We start from the raw sequence: 20,922 nt of genomic DNA on the forward strand, positions 1-20,922 counted from the left end.
GTTAAGCTTATTGCTTAAGTATTCTTACAGTTTCTGTTACGTTATCAATAGTAACCTGAACAAAGTAAGCACCTTGACTTAATTCGTTCATGTTGATAACACTCTCTACAGTATTAGGAGCAGTTCTTAAAACTTCTTGTCCTAACATATTGTAAATAGATACATTTTGAATATCCTTTTGAGCACTTAATGTTAACTCATTTCTAACTGGGTTAGGGAAATACGTAAATGTGTTTTCATTTTCAAAAGACTCAACAGATAATGTTGGATCAGTTAAAGATACATCAAAAGTACCTGTATCTGCACCAAAACCATCAATTACAAAGTAATATGTTGCACCAGCAGTTAAACCAGCTACTTGTAAGTTAGCTTGAAGACCAGCACCATCACCAACAACATTGGCATCATCATCCTCATCACAAGCTACCTCTACAGCAGTTGATAAGTCTGTACAATCACCAACAGTGAATAATGTAATTTGTGTGTCGTTTAATGTACCATCACCTGCTAATTCTTCAGTTTGAATTAAAACTTCACCTGTAACAGGTGCTACGAATGAGAACCAAACCGTATCACTTGCAGATGGTGTACCAAAGTAACATGTACCTGGAACTTCTCCAGTTTCTACAGAAGCAGCTTCATTTGAATAGAATGCACCAGTTGATGCATCACCAATATTAAGCATGATTGCATTACATGCATCATCATTTGCAGGAGGTAAAGCAGGTGTTGTAAACGCTGTTCCACCAGACCAAGAACTAAATCCTGCAGTATCACAGTTAGCTCTTACATAAAATACATAATCAGTTGCATCAGTTAATCCAGCTTCAGTTGCAGCAACAACACCAGCTCCAGTTGAACCAGAGAATAAGAATGTATCAACATCAGGATCACCTCCTGGTGCTAAAATTCCCCATTCAAAACCTAAAGTTGCTGTTGGTACATCAGACCAAGAAAAATCTGCAGACGTTGGCGACGTTGGTGTTGCTGTAGCTCCAGCAGGAGATGAACATGTAGGTGTTGGTGCAAATGTAAGTGCCCAACTATCAACAGTTCCAACATCTCCACCAGCATCATCACAAACTATTAGGTTCCATACACCATCACCAGCAGTAGTACCACTATTAAAACCAGCTAAGGCTTCTAAAGGTGCAAAAGTTCCTGTTAATGGATCAGTATTAGCAGTTGGTAACGCTGCAGCTCCATCTTGTAATACAAGATTCACAAAACCATCTCCATTTCCTGCAACATCGTCAGTTAAAAGTACTGTTACAGCTCCAGAAGGATCCTGTAAACTGATAACAATATCAGAATTCCAAGTGTGTGTTACATTAAGTGTTACACTCTCAAGAATGTTAGTTGTACCTAATGTACCAACACCAGTAACCGCAGTTGAAGGTAAAGTTAACTCATCTGCAGTACCACAAGTAGCAGCAGTTGTACCATTACCATTTTGCATATCCGCAGGATATGTAGCAGGATCACTAGTAGCATCAGATGTGAAGGTTTGAGCAAAACCTAAACCGCACATCATTACAAAAAGTAAAAGAAAAGTAATTTTTTTCATATTTAGTTGAATTTAATTAATAAGTCTTAAAATTATGATAAATCTGTAATAAAGTGAAACGAATATTATATAATCGATTAAATACAATAATTGTCGTTGAAATACATACATCTGCTTAACATTCAGTGTATTAAAAAAAGACCTCGCTTTTATCAAGCGAGGTCTTTCATTTATTAAAAATTCAACTATACTATTTGGTTATTCTTTGATAACTCGTATAGCTTTAGTTTGGTCTCCTATAGACACCTTAACAATGTAAGCTCCAGATTGGATGTTAGACATATCAATGTTTTGGATTGTATTTTGGCTATCTACAGCTATAATACGTTGTCCAAGCATATTAAATATCTCAACACTATCGATAGCTCTCGGTGAATCCAGAGTCAATACATCCTTAACTGGATTAGGGAAATATGTGAATCCTTCAAATGTATTGTCATCAACTCCTAACGTTGTTGGTGACCATGCACAGATATTAAAGTTACCTTTAAAATTATCTTGCCATTCCCATACACGAACTAAGAGTACTTCACCTGGAGTTAATCCTGTTAACTCTACCAGAGATAATAGTCCGTCACCATCATCATCGCTACAAGCGATTTCAACCAATGCTCCTGAGACTCCTGTATAGACTTCCATTACAGTATCTGTAATAATTGGATCTGTAGTTGAAGCCGAAACTTCAATTGTCAATTCACCTGTAGAAGGCACCATTACTTTGAACCACACATCTCCTGCTGGATCTGATGTAGAGCAACTTGCTTCGTTATCATTTTCAATTGAATCTGTAGCTCCCACATTAGTTCCAGCAACTATAGTTTCACATAGTGTATCTCCAACAGGTAAATCAATTGCTCCAGCAATTTCATCATTTTCTGGCGCTGGCGGAGGACAAGTAAATTCAAATGTTCCAACTGTAAAGCTACATGCTTCATCCAAAGCAATTAACTCAATAGTTACAGAATCTCCACTATTATATGGTCCAGCTGTAACTGTTCCAGCAACTACTGCATACGTAGTTGTTCCATCATCGAAAACACTTCCTGCACTTCCGGCATCTGATACCAAGATTTCTACTGTAAATGACCCTGTTCCATCTGGATTACAATCGTCTACAACAGTAGAACTATCAATAGTAGCTAGAGTACAAGCTGGTGGTGGAATAAACTCTAATGTCCAAGTAAACTCATTGGCGCCACTTGCATATCTATCATCCCACTCTATTGTATAAGGTGTTCCAGCGGTTACTGGGATTGTTAATTCTGAAGCAAAATTATTACCTAATCCTGAAGCACAAGAATCATCATTACTAGCAATAGATGTTAAATCAATACAAGGACCAGTTCCAATATTTAAGAAAGTATCTGCTCCTCCATCACATGAATTCACATATATTTCTCCATCTTCAGCTGGTGTGTAGACAAAAAACGCAGAGTCTCCACCTGTTCCCATTATAGAACCACCTGAACCTTGAGTTATCGTTGTTGTATATGTACCAGGAGTGATAGCTTCGGCAGTATCACAATTATCTTGAGCTAGCGGACAAGTGAAACTAAATGTTCCCACAGTGTCATTACACGCTGCATCTAAAGCTACAATTTCAATAGTTACTGAATCTCCTGTATTATATGTACCTAAAGTATTTAATCCAGCAACGACTGGATAGGTCGCTGTACCATCATCAAAAACACTTCCGGCGTCTCCTGCATCCGTTACAACAATTTCTACGGTGAATGTTCCTGTTCCATCTGGGTTACAACTATCAACGACGTCTGCAGTATCAATTATAACTGGTGCACACGATAACCCTGGTGTACTAGCAACAAACTCTAAGTTTCCAGTTAGTGAGTTAGACGTAGTAGCATCAAAGCCATCACTATAGGTGGTATTAAATCCACCTAATGCTATATAATATGTTCCTGCTGGAAGACCTGCTTCTGTAATAGAACTTTGTGGGCTTCCGAAATCATCATTGTTAGCAATTAAGAAACCATTACTATCATAAACACCTATTTCAGTATCAAAATCAGATAATAATGTATCGAAGGTTGCTTCAGTACATCCTCCATCATAAGTTAATTCCAACCATACTACACCATCAGCAGCACCATCATAAGCCGCAGAATAGGAGTCAGAATCTGAACATCCTGTAAGACTTAAACTAGCTACTGTAGCTGGCGCTGGAGGTGCTGGAGTACTTGCATTAATCACTAATGATCCTACAGCTGTAGAACTTGATGACACATCATAACCAGAAGCGAATGTTGTGTTAAACCCTCCTGCAGCTATATAATAAGTTCCAGCTGGTAAACCTAATGCCGTAAAAGAACTTAATGTTCCAGTTCCTCCATCATCATCATTCCCAATTAAATTACCTAAATTATCATAAATACCTATCTCAGTATCAAAGTCAGATGTTTCAGTATCAGCAGTTACCTCTGTACAATTTCCATCATAAACAAGTTCAACCCAAACCACACCTTGAGTAGTACCATCGTAAGCTACTGAATACGTATCACTATCAACACAACCATCAAGCGTTAGTGTTGCTTCTGTGGATGGATATAATGATGGGCAAATCACAGCTAAATCAAAGCTTCCGGTAGCTCCATTAAATCCTTCTACTGCAATAAGATAATTTGTTGCACCATCTGAAGTAATGGATACTTCTGATTGTAAACCACAAGAATCATCATTGCCATCAACGACTAATCCACCACATGAATCATATACAGTAATGATGGTATCAAAACCTGATCCACATAAGCTAAATGTTACAGTATCTCCTGCTGTAGTTAATGAACTATCAAAAGAAAACCATACATCTACATCGCCGTTACCATCGGTATCTGTTCCAGTATCTGTACTACCAGATGCAGAATCAAAACAAGTCAACGCTGTTGCACTTAAGCAATCGTCATTAGAAGGTGGTGGCGGTGGACCAAAAGTTAAGGCCCATGCATCTAATGTTCCTGTATCACCAGAGGCATCATCACAAACTCTTAAAATCCATACACCATCTGCAGCAACTCCATCGAAGTCTAACAAACTACCTTCTGGAGAATATGTACCTGTAAATGGTGCTACTCCACCTGTAATCGGTCCGTCAGCTCCACCATCAGCAAACACAGTGCCTGTGTAATTGTCATCAGAACTACCATTATCAGTAGACAACTCTACTTCTGTTCCATCTGGAGCCACGAGTGTGATATCCAAATCAGAAGCCCAAGTATGAGTAATATCAAGAGATACAGAGTTTAAATTGTTACCTGATCCCAAAGTTCCAATGCTTTCAGCAGATAAATCTAATGCGAACTCATTAGTAAGGTCACAGGTAGCGTCTGGAATTGCACCTGTACTGCCGGGAAAAGTTTGGGAAAAGCTTAGCGTTGTCACCATGCAACAGCACAGCAACCATAAAGTAATTTTTTTCATTTTTTGTCGGTTTTTAGTTATTGAATTAATTAACAGCGTGTAAATTATTCATATTAAAACCTTTAGCCTTAAAAATCTGTTAAGAAGATATTAACAATTCGATGAATATTAAGAAAAAACCGACAAGTGGTTACCTGTAATTTGTAATTAATTAAATATTTCGTTAAAAAAATGAATAATCTTAATCCAAAATCAATTTTTAACACAAAATCCTTAAACCGAACAGCTGTTTTCATCGATTTTTATTGTATTTCATCTATTTAACTATGTTATTGTATCACATGCTTTATAAACGAGAAAATAAAAAAGCCGATGCATTGCATCGGCTTTTTTATTTCTGTAGGAAATATAATTGAAATCTATTCTTTTTCGATAAAGGCATCCATAACAGCATCACTAACGCCCATATTACTAAAACCACCATCATTATATAAGTTCTGTAAAGTAACACGTTTTGTTAAATCGCTAAATAAGGTCACAGTATAATTAGCACAATCTAATGCTGTTGCATTTCCTAAGGGAGACATTTTTTCAGCATAAGAAATAAAACCATCAAAGCCTTTTACACCTTGACCAGCTGTAGTTGGTGTTGGCGACTGAGAGATGGTATTAACTCTCACCTTTTTATCTCTTCCGAAGAAATAACCAAAACTACGTGCTATACTTTCAAGATACGCTTTATTATCTGCCATATCATTATAATCTGGAAATACGCGTTGCGCTGCCATATAGGTTAAAGCCACAATACTTCCCCATTCATTCATTGCATCTGCTTTGTATAAGGTTTGCATTACTTTATGAAAGGACATTGCAGACACATCGGTTCCTTTTTGAGTCCAATCATACTTTTGGTCGGTGTAAGCTCTACCCTTCCTTACATTAACAGACATCCCAATAGAATGTAAAACAAAGTCAATCTTACCACCTAAGATTTCCATGGATTTCTCCACAAGGTTTTGAAGATCTTCTTCCGAAGTTGCATCAGCAGGAATAATTTGAGAACCTGTCTGCTCAGCTAATTCATTAATCTGTCCCATTCGCATTGCAATTGGAGCATTGGTAAGAACAAATGTTCCTCCTTCTTCATGAACACGTTCTGCTGTTTTCCAAGCTATAGAGTTTGAATCTAAAGCTCCAAATATGATTCCTCGCTTTCCTTTTAATAAATTATATGACATGCTATTAAAATTAAAATGTTAGTTAATTAGATGTGCCAAAGATAGTATTAATTGAGTAATTGTTTTGCATGTTCTATTGCAGAATTCGAAACGTTTACACCGCCAAGCATTTGGGCTATTTCAACAATACGTTCTTCGGGTGTTAATTTTTTAAGTTGTGTTTGAGTCACCTCATTAATATCTTCTTTAAAGACTTTAAAGTGCGTATCTCCCTTTGCCGCTATTTGTGGCAAATGAGTAATAGTAAACACTTGCATGGTTTTACTCATTTGCTGCATGATATTTGCCATCTTATTAGAGATTTCTCCTGAGACTCCAGTATCAATTTCATCAAACATAATTGTAGGCAACTGTGTATAGTTAGACAAAATAGACTTGATAGCCAACATGATTCTAGACAATTCTCCACCTGATGCAGATTTTTTAAGATCATTAAATTGACCTCCTTTGTTAGCTGAAAACAGAAATTGCAGTATATCTGTTCCATTTGACAAAAAAGATTCTGAGGACTGCAATTCTATATGAAACTTAGCATTTGGCATTCCTAAGGTTACAAGTATGGATTCTAATTGAGATGTGAGATTAGGAATACTTTTGGCTCTGTTATTATGTATTTCCTCAGCATACGACTGAAGTTCCTGCTTAACATTTTCTATTTCATTTTCTTTTTCTGAAATAGTAGCATCCAGATTTTCTGTGATAGAAACTTTGTTAGTGAGTTCCTCTTTAATTTCTAACAATTCTTCAATAGATGAAGTTGTATGCTTTTGCATCAAATTATGGATTACCTGTAGTTTCGTATTTACAGTTTCTAGTCGAGATGGATCAGCTTCCAACTGACCTTCTAAATTTTCGATTTCAGAAAAAACATCATCAAGCTCAATAAGACTGCTGTTGACACGTTGGTAAATATCATCATACGATTTACCAAAAGCTGACAACTTAGCTAATTGATTTTTTACCTCATTTAAATGTATAATAACACCTACATCTTCATTACTTAACAATTGATGTGAGTTAAGTAACTTCTCTTTAATTTCCTCAATATTATTAAGTGTTTCGTACTCATTTTCCAATGTTTCTAGCTCACCACGCTTAAGCTTGGCTTCTTCTAATTCGGTAAGTAAAAACTGGTTATAATCCAACTCTTTAATGGACTCTGCTTTTTGTTGCTGAAGTACTTCTAACTGAAATTTTAAACGTTTGTAATTTTTAAGTGTTTCAGAGTAGCTATTTAAGTGTTTGTCATTCCCAGCCAATGCATCTATAATTTGAAACTGAAAATCGTCATTAGTCAACTGCAAAGTTTGATGTTGCGAATGGATATCAAGTAAACGGCTACCCAATTGTTGAAGACTATCTAAGTTAACAGGCGTATCATTTATAAATGCTCTGGACTTTCCTGATGGCAGAATTTCTCGTCGAACTATAGTTAATGATTCATAATCCAGATCTTCAGTTTTAAATAAAGGCTTTAGATTGTATTTGGCAATATCAAAAGTAGCTTCAATAATACACTTTTTAGTCGCATCTTTGACAGAACTGAGATCTGCTCGCTTGCCCAGCACTAGTGACAATCCGCCTAAAAGAATAGACTTTCCTGCACCAGTTTCACCAGTAATAATAGACAGACCGTTATTGAAACTCACTTGAAGTTCATCAATAAGCGCATAATTTTTTATGGTCAATTGTGTCAACATAATGCATGGAAATTACAGTATGAAATTACTGAAATTAACTTTAAACTAATAGAAGTTTAGAATTTTATTTTACGCCATTTATCGGCATGCATTGGTGCAATTCGGGTTAAGGTAGAGATCAAGTCAGCTACTTTTACATTAGGCCCACCCGAAAACACTTGCTGAATCTCTTCAGATTTAGCATCAAAAAAGACACGAAGTAAAAATGAATTTGGACGTCTACTATTCATGGCTTTCAAGGATTCTACAGCATCCAAAACTCCTTGTTTTCCTTTTCTGGCATCTGCTGACATTTGATCTAACCCGTTAAGATGATAGTTGTACATGGCCTCTCTAAACTCCTTAAATGTAGGAGATAAAATATTGTCAATTAACACAAAACGCGTTTGTTGTCCATCTTCTAATTTCCAACCTTTAGAATTATTTTGTTGAGAATAATTTAAAATAGTTTGTGCCTGCTTCAAATATTCTTGTCCGCCTTGAGGTGCAAACGAATCGGCATCTAGTCCAAGCATCATATAGATATGAAAGGTAATAACAGACACTAAATTAGACTCAAACTGATTTGGATTATATATAAAATTCTGAAATTCTAAATATTGAAAGTTAAAGTCCTTATCATTAAAATTATAGATCGGCGTAGCATATGTAGAACCATATATCGGTCTGGTACTCTGAATTTGTAATGATCCTGAAAACACATCGTTATCATAATTGGTTATTGTGATGATCATACCACAATCAATGCGTTCCTGAGACTTGTATGTCTTGTTTGTCCATTGCGTATTATTGACAAACTCAGTAAGTTGTCGCTCCAAGGTTTTAAAAACCTGAACATTTTCATTACCTGTAAGTTGAGCATTTACAACAACATTACAATTAAGCTCCTGAGCCCAACTACCAAATGTTATGAATACTAAGAGAATGTATATATAATTACGCATGTGTTTGTTTTAATATTTGTTGCATAAGATCTTGAGCTACTTCAGTTTTAGATTTTAACTCATGCTCAATGATTTCATTTGATGCTGTTATAAAAGTAACTTTATTTGTTGAACCACCAAAACCTGCTCCTTTATCGTTTAAAGAATTCAATACGATAAGATCAAGATTCTTCGATTTCAACTTTCCTTTAGCATGTTCTAATTCATTATTGGTCTCTAATGCAAATCCGACCAGAAATTGATTTTTTTTGATTGCTCCTAAGGATTTTAAAATATCTTTTGTTTTTTCTAACTCAATATTAAACGTTGAAGCTGTCTTTTTTATTTTTTTATCTGCAACATTTTTTGGTCGGTAATCTGCAACTGCTGCTGATAGTATAGCAACATCACAATTATCGTAGTGCTTATGAACCTCATCATACATATCCTGAGCACTTGTAACTCTTTTAACGTCTATGAGACTATGTGATACTGTTTGCTGAGAGGGTCCAGAAACCAGAATCACCTCAGCTCCTAGGCTTGCAGCCACTTTAGCTATTTCAAACCCCATTTTACCACTCGAGTGATTTCCTATAAATCTAACTGGATCAATAGCTTCATAAGTAGGACCAGCAGTGAGTAAAACTTTTTTTCCTCTTAGAGGTAATTTTCCAAGGATATCATTTTCAATGAACCTTACAATATCTTCGGGCTCAGCCATACGACCTTCACCTACCAGACCACTAGCCAATTCACCAGATGTGGCAGGAATCATGATATTTCCGAAGGAGGTCAACTTATCAAAAGAGTTAAGAGTAGACTCGTGCTTATACATATCCAAATCCATTGCTGGCGCAAAATATACTGGACATTTTGCAGACAAATAGGTGGCTAGTAATAAATTATCACAGGTGCCATTTGCCATTTTAGACATGGTATTCGCTGTAACTGGCGCAATAATAAAAAGATCTGCCCAAAGACCAAGCTCAACATGATTATTCCACATAGCATTATCATCTTCTTCATTGGTGAACGAAGAAAAAACAGGATTTTTAGATAATGTTGAAAGGGTTAAAGGTGTAATGAAGTCTTTAGAAGCAGGTGTCATAACGACCTTTACGTTAGCACCTGCTTTTATAAATAGCCTTACCAGGCTAGCTGTCTTGTAAGCAGCAATACCAGCAGTTATGCCTAATAGTATGTTCTTGCCACTTAGTATAGACATGCTTATGTTATTCCTGAACGTCGTCGTCAGTGTTTCTGTAATAGATCTTATCGTCTAACCATTCCTGAACAGCTAAAGCATGTGGCTTTGGCAATTTTTCATAGAACTTAGACACTTCGATTTGCTCTTTGTTTTCAAAGATCTCTTCAAGACTATCATTGTAAGTTGCAAACTCTTCAAGTTTATCAACCAACTCACGTCTGATATCTGTATTAATTTGTTCTGCTCTTTTAGAAATTACAGAAATAGCTTCATAGATATTATCTGTTGGAGCGTCAATGATATTTCTATCATACGTTTCTGTTGTTACAGGAGCATTGGTCTTTTTTAAATCCATTGTATGTATAAATTAACTTTTTGTATTGTATTGTTCTAATGCTGTTTTCATTTCTTCGTCCATCTTGTTGGCTTCTTTCATGAATTCAGAATCAGGATAAAACTTTTTAAAACTATTGTAATAATTAATTCCTATGTCTAATCGTTTTTGCTGTTTAGCCTTAACACTATTTATGGCCAATTTATAAGCAGAATCTAATCTATAGAACATAGCTTCTTCTCTAAAACTCGTCCCAGGGAAGTCTGCTAAAAAATTATCGAAAGCTTTTATTGCAGCTTCGTAATCTGACGATTCAAAGTAAGCAATTTTATTATACTGCTTGGCAATTTCGAACGCTTTCTTTTCTAATTTATAATCTAATTCTTTAATCAACTCATTAGCTTGAGGTAAATATTCAGAATTAGGATATTTGTTGACAAACAATTGAAGTTTTTCTAAAGCTTCAACGGTTTCTTGTTGTTCTTTACTGTAAACAGGTGATACTTTATAATAACTTTTAGCAGCTAAAAATGAAGCCTCTTCAACTTTCTCGCTATTAGGATATCTTTGCTCAAAACGTCCTAGTTGGTAAGCTGCTGTAAGATGATCTTTCATCTCATAGAAGGTCATAGAATACATATACATCAACTTCTCTGCCTGAGGCTTTCCAGCATAGTTTGGTACTATTTGGGCAAATAACCTATTGGCTTTAGACCATTTACCAGCTTCAAACAACTTGGTACCCAAATCGAACTTGGTTTTGACATCTTCAGACTTTAGTGCCTGCTGAAATTCGCCACAAGAGGTGAATACCACAAGAATTGCTAATAGATAAAATATTTTCTTCATAAATAAAAAACAGGTTGCAAAAGTACGTATTTATAACGTATTATAAAAACTAAATTATACGCTAAAATAACGGATGAAATTAGGCTCCTATTATGTTTAAGTAATATTTAACTTTTAATCTAAGATTCTATAGTATCAAGTGCTGACTTCAGGCTTTGTTTCAATGTTGGTGTTGCTTCCACTAAAGGTAATCTTACAGTTGATTTTGAAAGTCCTAAAACTTCTAAAAGCGCCTTAATACCTGCAGGATTATTTTCAGAAAATATAAGTGATGTCATATCCATTAATTTGAAATGAATATCATAGGCTTCTTTCGCTTTTCCTTCTAATCCTAAATTGATCATTGTTGTAAACTGTTTTGGCAAAGCCTGACCTAATACTGAAATCACTCCTGCTCCACCTGCCAGAACTACACCTAACACTAGATCGTCATCTCCTGAAATCACTAAAAAATCGTCTGGTTTATCTCTCAAAAGTTTTAAATATTGATGCACATTGTTTCCTGCTTCTTTTACAGCAATAATGTTCTTAAAATCTCTTGCCAAACGCAATGTTGTTTCAGGTAACATATTTGATGATGTACGACCTGGAACATTATACAAGATTATATCTACTGGTGACACTTCTGAAATGGCCTTAAAATGCTGATAAATACCTTCCTGAGTTGGCTTACTGTAGTAAGGAGACACTGATAACAATGCATCTATCTTACTTAAATCTGTGGCTTTGATTTCATCTATAACCTGAGTGGTATTATTACCTCCAATACCAAGCACTAGTGGTACTCTACCGTTATTAGCTGCAATGATAGTCTTTATAATCTCCTGTTTTTCATGTTTGGTAATGGTTACACTCTCACCAGTAGTTCCACTGATAACAATGTAATTTGTTCCATTTTCTATATTGTAGTTTACCAGATTAGTAAGTGCGTCATGATCTACACTAAGATCTGCTTTAAAAGGTGTAATTATAGCTACACCTGTACCATGAAATTTAGTCATTATAATTTATTTAAAACTGTTAAATATTTTTTTAATTCTTCTTTAAAAATTGAAAATTCCTTGGGTTTCACATTTATAATAAGATCGTAAAGCCTTTGGTCTTCATTGTTCAAACCCACTTTAAAATTAGCCTTTGATGACGCTGTAATTAAATCGAGCTCCAAATGATGTGTTTTGTAAAAACTAATCAATACGTCATACTTTGTATCAATAAAGCTCTGTAAGTCGATATTATTTATCTTACCTTTCCATCCAAAATCTTTTGGATTAAAATAGGTATCCCAAAGCACATTAGAATCTTTTGGATCTTCTACAAAAGCAATGATTTTTACTTTAGCTTGCTGAACACCCAGACTTTTAAAATAAGCTCTGAAAGCCTCAAAATCAGAAAACTCACTAATATTTAAAATTACACCAACTGTATTCATTTTAGTGTTACTAACGGCAACACGACGAGCATTTAACAATTTGTTGATGTATTTTTGGTTTGATTTTTCTTTAAATGCCTTTAAAATCATTTATATTTATGCTTTGTACAAATGTAGAAAAAAGCATAGTACGAATTCCAAAACATATCATAATAAATCCATGAATTATAAACATATATTCCTTCTTTTTTGCATCGTCACATTTAGTGCATGTACTAAGACATTTTACAACACTAAAATTGAAGGCAAACAAATAAATATCTCAGATAGTCTAGAGTTAAGTCAGCAAATTGAAGACTTTATAAAACCTTACAGAGCACATGTTAATAAAAATTTAGATAGTGTTTTAGCTTATGCAGTAGACACGTACTCCAAACGAGATGGCAATTATAACACAGCTATTGGTAATATGATGGCAGATGCTGTATATGAGGAGTCTAATCCGATTTTTAAAACAAGAACTGGAGATGATATTGATTTTGTTCTCCTCAATCATGGTGGTATTAGAGCCATAATTTCCAAAGGAAATGTAACTATAAGAACTGCTTATGAAGTAATGCCTTTTGAAAACTCGGTAGTTGTGGTGAAATTAAAAGGTGCTCAGGTCAAAGAACTAATCGATTACTTAGTCAATGCTAAACGTGCACATCCGATCTCAAAATTAAATATTGTTTTAGATGCAGAAGGTCGCTTTAAATCAGCTGGACTCAACGGCCAACCGTTAGATTTTGACAAAACCTATAATGTTGCTACTAATGATTACTTATACAATGGAGGTGATCGAATGAATTTCTTTCAAACTAACCAAGGTGTACAAGTATTGGATTATAAGATCAGAAACGTACTGATCGATTATTTCACAAAAATTGACACGTTAAGCCCAGTTAGAGACAACCGATTTATTCAGCTAAAAAACTAGAAACATGAAGAGAAGAGAATTTATACAACAAACTGCTGCTGCTTCGGCATTGATCGGTCTTGGAGGTATGGGACTGACCTCGTTTACTTCTGCGACAAAGAAAATTACAATCTTACATACTAATGATGTCCACAGCCATATTGATGCGTTTGGACCTGACGATGGAAGAAACCCTAATCAAGGTGGAGTTGCTAGACGCGCTACTTTGATTGAAGCAATAAGAAAAGACAATCCTAACACTTTACTACTGGATGCAGGAGACATTTTTCAAGGTACTCCCTATTTCAACTATTATGGAGGTGAATTAGAGTTTAAGCTCATGAGTATGCTCAAATATGATGTAGCTACTATAGGAAATCACGATTTTGATAATGGTATTGACGGACTCTACGCTCAATTACCACATGCCGATTTTGATTTTGTTTCTGCTAATTACGATTTCTCTAATACCATAATGGATACCCATGTAAAACCGTATCGTATTATTGTTAAAGACGGAATTAAAATTGGAATTTTCGGATTAGGAATCATGCTTGAAGGATTAGTTGACAAAAAAATGTATAAGGAAACGGTATACATAGACCCTACAGAAACCTCTCAGGAAATGACTCGAATTCTTAAAGAAGATAAAAAATGTGATCTCGTGATCTGCTTATCTCATTTAGGATATAATTATAGAAATATTCCAGATAGAATATGCGATTTAAAGTTAGCTAAAACGACTAAAGATATCGATTTGATCATTGGTGGTCACACACATACTTTCTTAGATAAACCAACTGTGGTCAAAAATATGGAAGGTAAAAACATGTTGGTTAATCAAGTGGGTTGCTACGGAATTAACCTCGGAAAAATAGATTTTTACTTCGATTCCAATAAGAATAAATCTGCAAACGGAACTTCAATTGTAGTCTAATTACAAATTCACTCTAATCTGCCGAAGGGTTTCAGTTGTTGGAATAAAATATTCTGAGAAATTGATTCGTTTGTTGCTATTTCTTAGTGTGTGATGATCATACACATACTTATATAACAAGAATAATCCTGTGGTGTGAAGAATGCCTTCAAAGACTTCAAATATCCAGAAATACACGTAAAGTGCACAGATATAATTTAATACATCCGAAAACACAAAACAAAACACCATTAATAAAAAGGTTATAGATTGCGCAGTCTCTCTACTTAAATATACTGCAAATGCAAAATAAGTCATCGCTATAAGTGTGATACCATGGCATATGTACAATATTAGATTGATGTCATCAACAAAATTATCTTTGGCTACACCATAAAGAGCATACAAGAAATAGGAGTTTAATAGTAACACCAAAATAAGATAAACAGACACTAGACCTTCAAATTTGACTTTTTTCAACTTTCCAATCAGAACAAAAATCAGCAATAAATAAGCTCCTACATACATTGATTTAGACAACTTAGAGGAAATATCTCCGAAATCAAAAACAGAGAAAGCATCACCAGCAAAAAATACAAGAAATATGGTTAAAAACACATTAGCCATCTTATTCAATTGACAAAAGTAGAAAGTCAATAGTATTGTAACTGTAATAAGTTTTGCAATCTTTGATATTACTATGAAGTCAAAGTATGTGGCTACAGAAGTACATACTAATAACACAAATAAAACGAGAACTAATCCCATATTTGGGCTTATTTTTTTCTCTTTTCGCATGGTAGATTTTTAAATGGGTAGGACAAATATAGTAAAAAATATGTATTTCAACGTGATAATCATACGTTTTATCGATTTTTTATTCTTTTTAAGCACTTGTCGGTAGGTTTTGATTTTGTAACCGTCTAATAAACAATAGAAACCGTATTATGAAAACATATTTTCCACTTATTTTAAGAATTGCCGTAGCCGTTATTTTAATTCAGACTCTAAGGTTTAAATTTACCGGAAACGAAGTTAGCATCTATATTTTTACCAAAGTTGGACTTGAACCTTTTGGAAGGATTGGTATTGGTATAGTTGAGCTTATTGCAGGTATCTTATTACTTTTCAAAAAAACAGCATGGGCTGGCGCTACAATAACTATAGGAGTGATTGGTGGAGCAATAATAATGCATTTAACACAATTAGGAATAGAGATCAAAGGCGATGGAGGTGTTTTATTCTATACAGCCATAATTACTTTCCTCATGGCATTGATCATACTTTACTTATACAGAAAGGATATTCCAATTTTAGGAAAACGATTAAACTTTTAAATTATGCTGTTGCGCATAAGACATTGTAACTTCGTTTTCTAACCTCGATTGAAGGTAAAAGAACACAAACGCAGCTACTAAAAACATAGAGCAAAGAAGATTCAAGATATTGGAATCTGCTATGTAAAAATAAGCGAGTTGTAATATTTCAGAAAACACAATACAGATAGATCCTATGAGTAAATTCATAGATTTCTTATTATCCTTAAACATATAGTTTACTAATGCTGAACACATTAAAAACACAATCACTGCATTATAACTAAACTCTAGTGTATATTGAGAATTATCTAATTCAGATTTAGTAGTATCGGTAACTAAATAGACAACAAAAACACCTAAAACAACTAATAATAATGTTTGCATTGGAAATTTACTGATTGCTTTTATCATATTAGTACCAACAAAAATTCTGGCAATTAAAAACGTGTACGACAGTATATAAAGAGCATTCCCAACATAATACAAGTAGTCTGTACCTTCATCCATTTCAAAATCTCTAACCCATGTAACATAGTTGAAGATTTCTGCTACTGTAAAAAATATCAAAAAGAGTAAAAAAAGCATATGCTTCTTCTTCACTTTTAATATGTAAAGTAAAGTCAGCAAAATCATAGCCAAAGACTTGACACCAGAGGCTTCAATCTCTAATACTTGAGACTGTAAACCCAAAAAAAGTATACTTAATAGTATAAGTATAATCCCTAAAATTTTACTTACATGCATAAATTTGTTCATTAATAGCGTAACAAATATATGTAAAAAATACATGTAAACGAATAAAAATGCATTTAATCGATGAAATTTAACAATTTGTAAGAAAATTAACTCAATAAATTCAAGAAATCAGTTTCTGAAATTATAGAAACTCCCAATGTTTCTGCCTTTGCTCGCTTACTTGGTCCCATATTAGCACCTGCTACCAGATAATTTGTTTTTGAAGAGATTGAGGATGAGACTTTTGCACCATTATCTTCAATGAGTTTCTTAAGTTCAGTCCTAGATACGGTTTCAAAAACACCTGAGACAACAATTGACAACCCTTTTAGCTTTTCTGTTTGATTAGCCAATGTCTCGGCAGATAATTCTAATTGTAATCCGTGAGTTTTTAATTTGTCAATAATATGTCTATTCGCTTCCGAAGAAAAGAATTCTATAACACTTTCAGCAATTCTATCGCCAATTTCATCAACAGATATTAAGTCTTCAACTGAAGCCTCAGCCAAAGCATCAATAGTTTTATAATGTTTAGCTAGTTTTTTAGCAACCGTCTCTCCTACATAGCGAATTCCTAAAGCAAAAAGTACACGCTCAAAAGGAATTTGTTTTGATGCTTCAATACCACTCAACAGGTTATCTGCACTTTTCTCTGCCATACGCTCTAAAGGCAATACATCTTCCCTTGTTAAGGTATAGAGATCTGCGTAGGTTGTGATCAATCCTGCATTTACAAGAAGCGCAACAGTCTCTCCTCCTAAACCATCTATATCCATTGCCTTTCTTGAAATGAAATGTTGAATACGACCAATAATTTGTGGATTACAACCGTTATAATTCGGACAATAATGTTTGGCATCACCTTCTTGTCTTACCAATTTGGTTTGACACTCAGGACAATGAGTTATATAAATAGTAGGAACCGAATGAGCAGGACGTTTACTTAAGTCTACAGCAATAATCTTCGGAATGATCTCTCCGCCTTTCTCTACATACACCTCGTCTCCTTCACGTATATCCAATTTTTCTATTTGATCGGCATTATGCAATGACGCTCGTTTTACTGTGGTACCAGCTAATTCCACTGGTTCTAAATTAGCAACAGGCGTAATAGCTCCTGTTCTACCAACCTGATAGGTAATTTCATTGAGGCGTGTTGAGACTTGCTCTGCTTTAAATTTATAAGCCATTGCCCAACGAGGCGCTTTGGCTGTATAGCCTAACTCTTCTTGTTGTTGTAAATTATTAACCTTAACCACAACGCCATCAGTTTCATAAGGTAAATCATGACGATGCGTATCCCAATACCTTATAAACTCTAAAACCTCATCAACTGAAGTTGCTAATTTTGCAGCTTCAGGGACTTTAAAACCCATTTGCCTCGCTTTTTCCAAACTTTCAAACTGTGTCGAAAACCCTAATTTTCTTCCTTTTATACTATACAATAAGCATTCTAAGGGACGTTTCGCTACTTCGGCACTATCTTGTAACTTCAAACTTCCTGAGGCTGTGTTTCTCGGATTTCGGTAAGGCTCTTCTCCTGCTTCCACACGCTCCTCATTCATCTTATTAAAACCTTCAAATGGCAATACGATCTCTCCTCTGATATCGAATTTCTGCGGAAAATCGCCTTTCAATTGTAATGGTACCGTTTTTATGGTTTTTATGTTTGCAGTTACATCGTCTCCCTGAGTGCCGTCTCCTCTGGTCACTGCTCTTAAAAGTTGTCCGTTTTCATAAGTTAAGCTAATGGAGGCGCCATCGTACTTTAACTCACAAGTATAACTAACGTCTCCGTCAATCATTTTTTTTATGCGCTTTTCCCAATCTAATAAGTCTTCTTTAGAATACGAATTATCCAAAGAATACATTCGATGTTCATGCACAACCGTTTTAAAATTTTTGGTTACCTCTCCTCCAACCCGCAAGCTAGGGGAATTGGCATCATAAAACTCTGGATACTTTGCTTCTAAATCCTGAAGCTCTTTGAGTTTCATATCAAACTCATAATCACTAATGGTGGGATTATCTAATATATAATAATTGTAATTATGCTCTCGTAGTTCGTCGCGAAGACTTTGAATTTTCTGTTCTATACTCATTAAAATGATCGTGAAAAAGTTATCTTTTTACCTTATATTTAAAGCACACTAATATACTAAAATGTCATTCAAAAAAATTGTAGCCCTCTGTGTTTTTATCAGCTTTTTATTCAGTTGTAAATCTGAAGAGTATATCCCTGAAACTCCGCAAATTATTCCAGCACCAGCAGAACTAACTATTAATAAAGGGTATTTTGTTTTAAACAACGATGTAGGAATAACTTATGAAGATCCATTTAAAATCTCTGGAGAATTCCTCAAAAATTTTATTGAAAACGGAAGTACTATTGAATTAAAAGACACCAATGACATCCAGTTTATAATGGATGACACTATTAAACATCAAGAAGGCTACACTTTAGATATTCAGCCTTATCAAATTATAATCAAAGCCAAAACCGATCGTGGTGCTTTTTACGCTGTTCAAACCTTACGTCAAGTATTGCCAACTGAATTTGAAAACCATACAATTTCCGAAGAAAAAATAAGCATTCAATGTATGACAATTACCGATGCACCACAATTTCAATATCGAGGCATGCACTTAGATGTTGGTCGTCACATGTTCTCTGTTGATTTTATTAAAAAATACATTGATGCATTAGCGATGTTAAAAATGAATACCTTTCATTGGCACTTAACTGAAGACCAAGGCTGGCGTATAGAAATCAAGACATATCCAAAACTTCAGGAGATAGCAGCTTTCAGAGAAGAAACTCTTATTGGACATTACAGTGATCAACCTCATCAATTTGATGGGAAACGTTACGGTGGATTTTACACACAAGAGCAGGTTAAAGCAATTGTAGCCTATGCTGAAAGTCGCCATGTCACTGTAATCCCTGAAATTGAACTCCCTGGACATGCACAAGCTGCAATTGCTGCTTATCCTAATTTAGGTTGCACAGGAGAACAAGTAGAGGTTGCAACAAAATGGGGTGTTTTTGAGCATATCTATTGTTCCAAAGATGAAACTTTTGAATTTCTTGAAAATGTTTTAGACGAAGTAGTCGCATTGTTCCCAAGTGAATACATTCATATTGGTGGCGATGAAGCTCCAAAAACGAAATGGAAAACCTGTAATCAATGTCAGAGTAGAATAAAAACTGAAGGCTTAAAAGATGAGCACGAACTTCAAAATTATTTCATTACGCGTGTTGAAACCTATCTCAATTCTAAAGGCAAGCAAATCATTGGCTGGGACGAAATTCTGGAAGGCGGATTAGCACCAAATGCTACTGTGATGTCGTGGCGAGGGACAAAAGGTGCCATTGAGGCTGCCAAGCAAAAGCACCATGTGGTTATGACACCAACCTCACATTGTTATTTTGATTATTACCAATCGACAAACCCAAATGAACCAACAGCTATTGGCGGATTTCTACCTTTGGAAAAGGTATACAGTTTCAATCCAATTCCTGAAGAATTAAACAAGGACGAAGCTCAATACATTTTGGGTGCTCAAGGCAATATATGGACCGAATACATACCTACAGAAACTCAAGTTGAATATATGGCATTTCCCAGAATGCTCGCCATGAGTGAAGTGGTTTGGTCTAAAAATGAAACTAAAAATTATACTGATTTCACCAAACGCGTTGAGCATTTCAACACACGTTTAGATGCCTTAGACATCAACTACGCCAACCATCTGTATGAGATTTCTGGAGCACTTATTTCAGATGACGATACCTCAGCTTATGCACTTTCAACAACAATAGACGATAGAACTATCAGATATACATTGGATGGTAGCGCACCAAACATAACTTCGGAAATATATAAAGATCCAATCCCTGTTAATAGAAGTCAGACCATTAAGGCTGCTGTTTTTGATTCTGAAAACCAACTAGGCTCCGTGTTTTCAGAAACTATTAACTATCATAAAGCTGTGGGTAAAACGATCACCATTAACAAAACACCGCACAGATCGTACTCAGGTAGTGGACCAGAGGGATTGATTAATGGGATTTCTGGAAGTGATTCTCGTTATGGCGACAAAGAATGGTTAGGGTTTTGGGGAGAAGATTTGGAAATTATTATTGATTTAGGTGAGGAAACTTATATAGATGCAATAGAAACACGTTTTCATAATGGTAATGGACAATGGATTTATGCACCAAAGGGAATGATAATTATTTTAGACGATAAAGAATTTGAATATAACTATTCAAACTCCACAGACTTGATTTTGAATGTTGAATATAAACTGGTTTCAAAAACAAGATATATTAAATTTATCATTCCTAACTACGGTACCATACCCGATGGCAAACAAGGTGCTGGTAATAAAGCTTGGACCTTTATAGACGAAATCATAATCAACTAGT

At 35.0% G+C, this 20,922-nt stretch carries 17 protein-coding genes; 4 read left to right on the forward strand and 13 right to left on the reverse strand.

All coding sequences use genetic code 11. From position 1 onward, the window contains the following. Positions 1-7 precede the first annotated feature (7 nt). The 10 genes from Q0951_RS06520 to Q0951_RS06565 form a co-directional block, all read right to left on the reverse strand. Positions 8-1,567 carry a T9SS type A sorting domain-containing protein gene (locus tag Q0951_RS06520; protein ID WP_299335586.1) on the reverse strand — a complete coding sequence of 520 codons (1,560 nt, stop codon included), beginning with the start codon at positions 1,565-1,567 and terminating at the stop codon, positions 8-10. Between the two features lie 198 nt (positions 1,568-1,765). Further along, positions 1,766-5,002 carry a T9SS type A sorting domain-containing protein gene (locus tag Q0951_RS06525; protein ID WP_299335587.1) on the reverse strand — a complete coding sequence of 1,079 codons (3,237 nt, stop codon included), beginning with the start codon at positions 5,000-5,002 and terminating at the stop codon, positions 1,766-1,768. A 359-nt stretch (positions 5,003-5,361) separates the two neighbouring features. Continuing rightward, positions 5,362-6,180, reverse strand: coding sequence for an SDR family oxidoreductase (locus Q0951_RS06530; protein WP_299335589.1), 819 nt, complete (start codon positions 6,178-6,180; stop codon positions 5,362-5,364). Positions 6,181-6,227: 47 nt separating this feature from the next. Beyond that, entirely contained in the window at positions 6,228-7,880 is a 1,653-nt protein-coding gene (recN, locus tag Q0951_RS06535) for a DNA repair protein RecN (protein WP_299335591.1), read from the reverse strand. A 56-nt stretch (positions 7,881-7,936) separates the two neighbouring features. Beyond that, positions 7,937-8,824 carry a DUF4835 family protein gene (locus tag Q0951_RS06540; protein ID WP_299335593.1) on the reverse strand — a complete coding sequence of 296 codons (888 nt, stop codon included), beginning with the start codon at positions 8,822-8,824 and terminating at the stop codon, positions 7,937-7,939. Then, positions 8,817-10,028 carry a bifunctional phosphopantothenoylcysteine decarboxylase/phosphopantothenate--cysteine ligase CoaBC gene (gene coaBC, locus Q0951_RS06545; RefSeq protein ID WP_299335594.1) on the reverse strand — a complete coding sequence of 404 codons (1,212 nt, stop codon included), beginning with the start codon at positions 10,026-10,028 and terminating at the stop codon, positions 8,817-8,819. The genes Q0951_RS06540 and coaBC overlap by 8 nt, the downstream gene beginning before the upstream one ends. 7 nt (positions 10,029-10,035) lie before the next feature. Next, a complete protein-coding gene (locus Q0951_RS06550) occupies positions 10,036-10,365 on the reverse strand; it encodes a DNA-directed RNA polymerase subunit omega (RefSeq protein WP_204345439.1) in 330 nt (109 codons plus the stop codon). A 12-nt stretch (positions 10,366-10,377) separates the two neighbouring features. Beyond that, complete coding sequence (locus Q0951_RS06555; protein WP_299335596.1) at positions 10,378-11,193, reverse strand: outer membrane protein assembly factor BamD; 816 nt, start codon at positions 11,191-11,193, stop codon at positions 10,378-10,380. Between the two features lie 119 nt (positions 11,194-11,312). Further along, complete coding sequence (dapA, locus tag Q0951_RS06560) at positions 11,313-12,194, reverse strand: 4-hydroxy-tetrahydrodipicolinate synthase (protein ID WP_299335598.1); 882 nt, start codon at positions 12,192-12,194, stop codon at positions 11,313-11,315. Next, entirely contained in the window at positions 12,194-12,712 is a 519-nt protein-coding gene (locus Q0951_RS06565) for a hypothetical protein (protein ID WP_299335600.1), read from the reverse strand. Before Q0951_RS06565 ends, dapA begins: the two co-directional genes overlap by 1 nt. Positions 12,713-12,782: 70 nt before the next feature. Here Q0951_RS06565 and Q0951_RS06570 point away from each other — a divergent pair, with 70 nt between their 5' ends. Beyond that, positions 12,783-13,541 (forward strand): 5'-nucleotidase C-terminal domain-containing protein, encoded by a 759-nt coding sequence (locus Q0951_RS06570; protein WP_299335601.1) that lies wholly within the window; start codon positions 12,783-12,785, stop codon positions 13,539-13,541. A 4-nt stretch (positions 13,542-13,545) separates the two neighbouring features. Further along, on the forward strand, positions 13,546-14,457 hold the full coding sequence (locus Q0951_RS06575; RefSeq protein WP_299335603.1) for a bifunctional UDP-sugar hydrolase/5'-nucleotidase: 912 nt from the start codon (positions 13,546-13,548) through the stop codon (positions 14,455-14,457). Here the strand turns inward: Q0951_RS06575 and Q0951_RS06580 are convergent, their stop codons facing one another. Beyond that, the gene (locus Q0951_RS06580) at positions 14,458-15,234 is read right to left on the reverse strand and encodes a hypothetical protein (protein WP_299335605.1); all 777 of its coding nucleotides are present in this window, start codon (positions 15,232-15,234) and stop codon (positions 14,458-14,460) included. A 149-nt stretch (positions 15,235-15,383) separates the two neighbouring features. Between Q0951_RS06580 and Q0951_RS06585 the strand changes: the two genes are divergently transcribed. Beyond that, on the forward strand, positions 15,384-15,773 hold the full coding sequence (locus tag Q0951_RS06585) for a DoxX family membrane protein (protein WP_299335607.1): 390 nt from the start codon (positions 15,384-15,386) through the stop codon (positions 15,771-15,773). Here Q0951_RS06585 and Q0951_RS06590 read toward each other — a convergent pair. Together Q0951_RS06590 and ligA are read right to left on the reverse strand one after the other, a co-directional pair. Beyond that, complete coding sequence (locus Q0951_RS06590) at positions 15,762-16,499, reverse strand: hypothetical protein (RefSeq protein ID WP_299335609.1); 738 nt, start codon at positions 16,497-16,499, stop codon at positions 15,762-15,764. The genes Q0951_RS06585 and Q0951_RS06590 overlap by 12 nt on opposite strands. 98 nt (positions 16,500-16,597) lie before the next feature. Beyond that, on the reverse strand, positions 16,598-18,592 hold the full coding sequence (ligA, locus tag Q0951_RS06595; protein WP_299335611.1) for an NAD-dependent DNA ligase LigA: 1,995 nt from the start codon (positions 18,590-18,592) through the stop codon (positions 16,598-16,600). A 61-nt stretch (positions 18,593-18,653) separates the two neighbouring features. On the opposite strand from ligA, the gene Q0951_RS06600 reads away from it, so the two are divergent. Further along, on the forward strand, positions 18,654-20,921 hold the full coding sequence (locus Q0951_RS06600; protein WP_299335612.1) for a family 20 glycosylhydrolase: 2,268 nt from the start codon (positions 18,654-18,656) through the stop codon (positions 20,919-20,921). The last annotated feature ends 1 nt before the right edge of the window (position 20,922 follow it).

This window comes from uncultured Psychroserpens sp., assembly GCF_947501425.1.
GTDB lineage: Bacteria > Bacteroidota > Bacteroidia > Flavobacteriales > Flavobacteriaceae > Psychroserpens.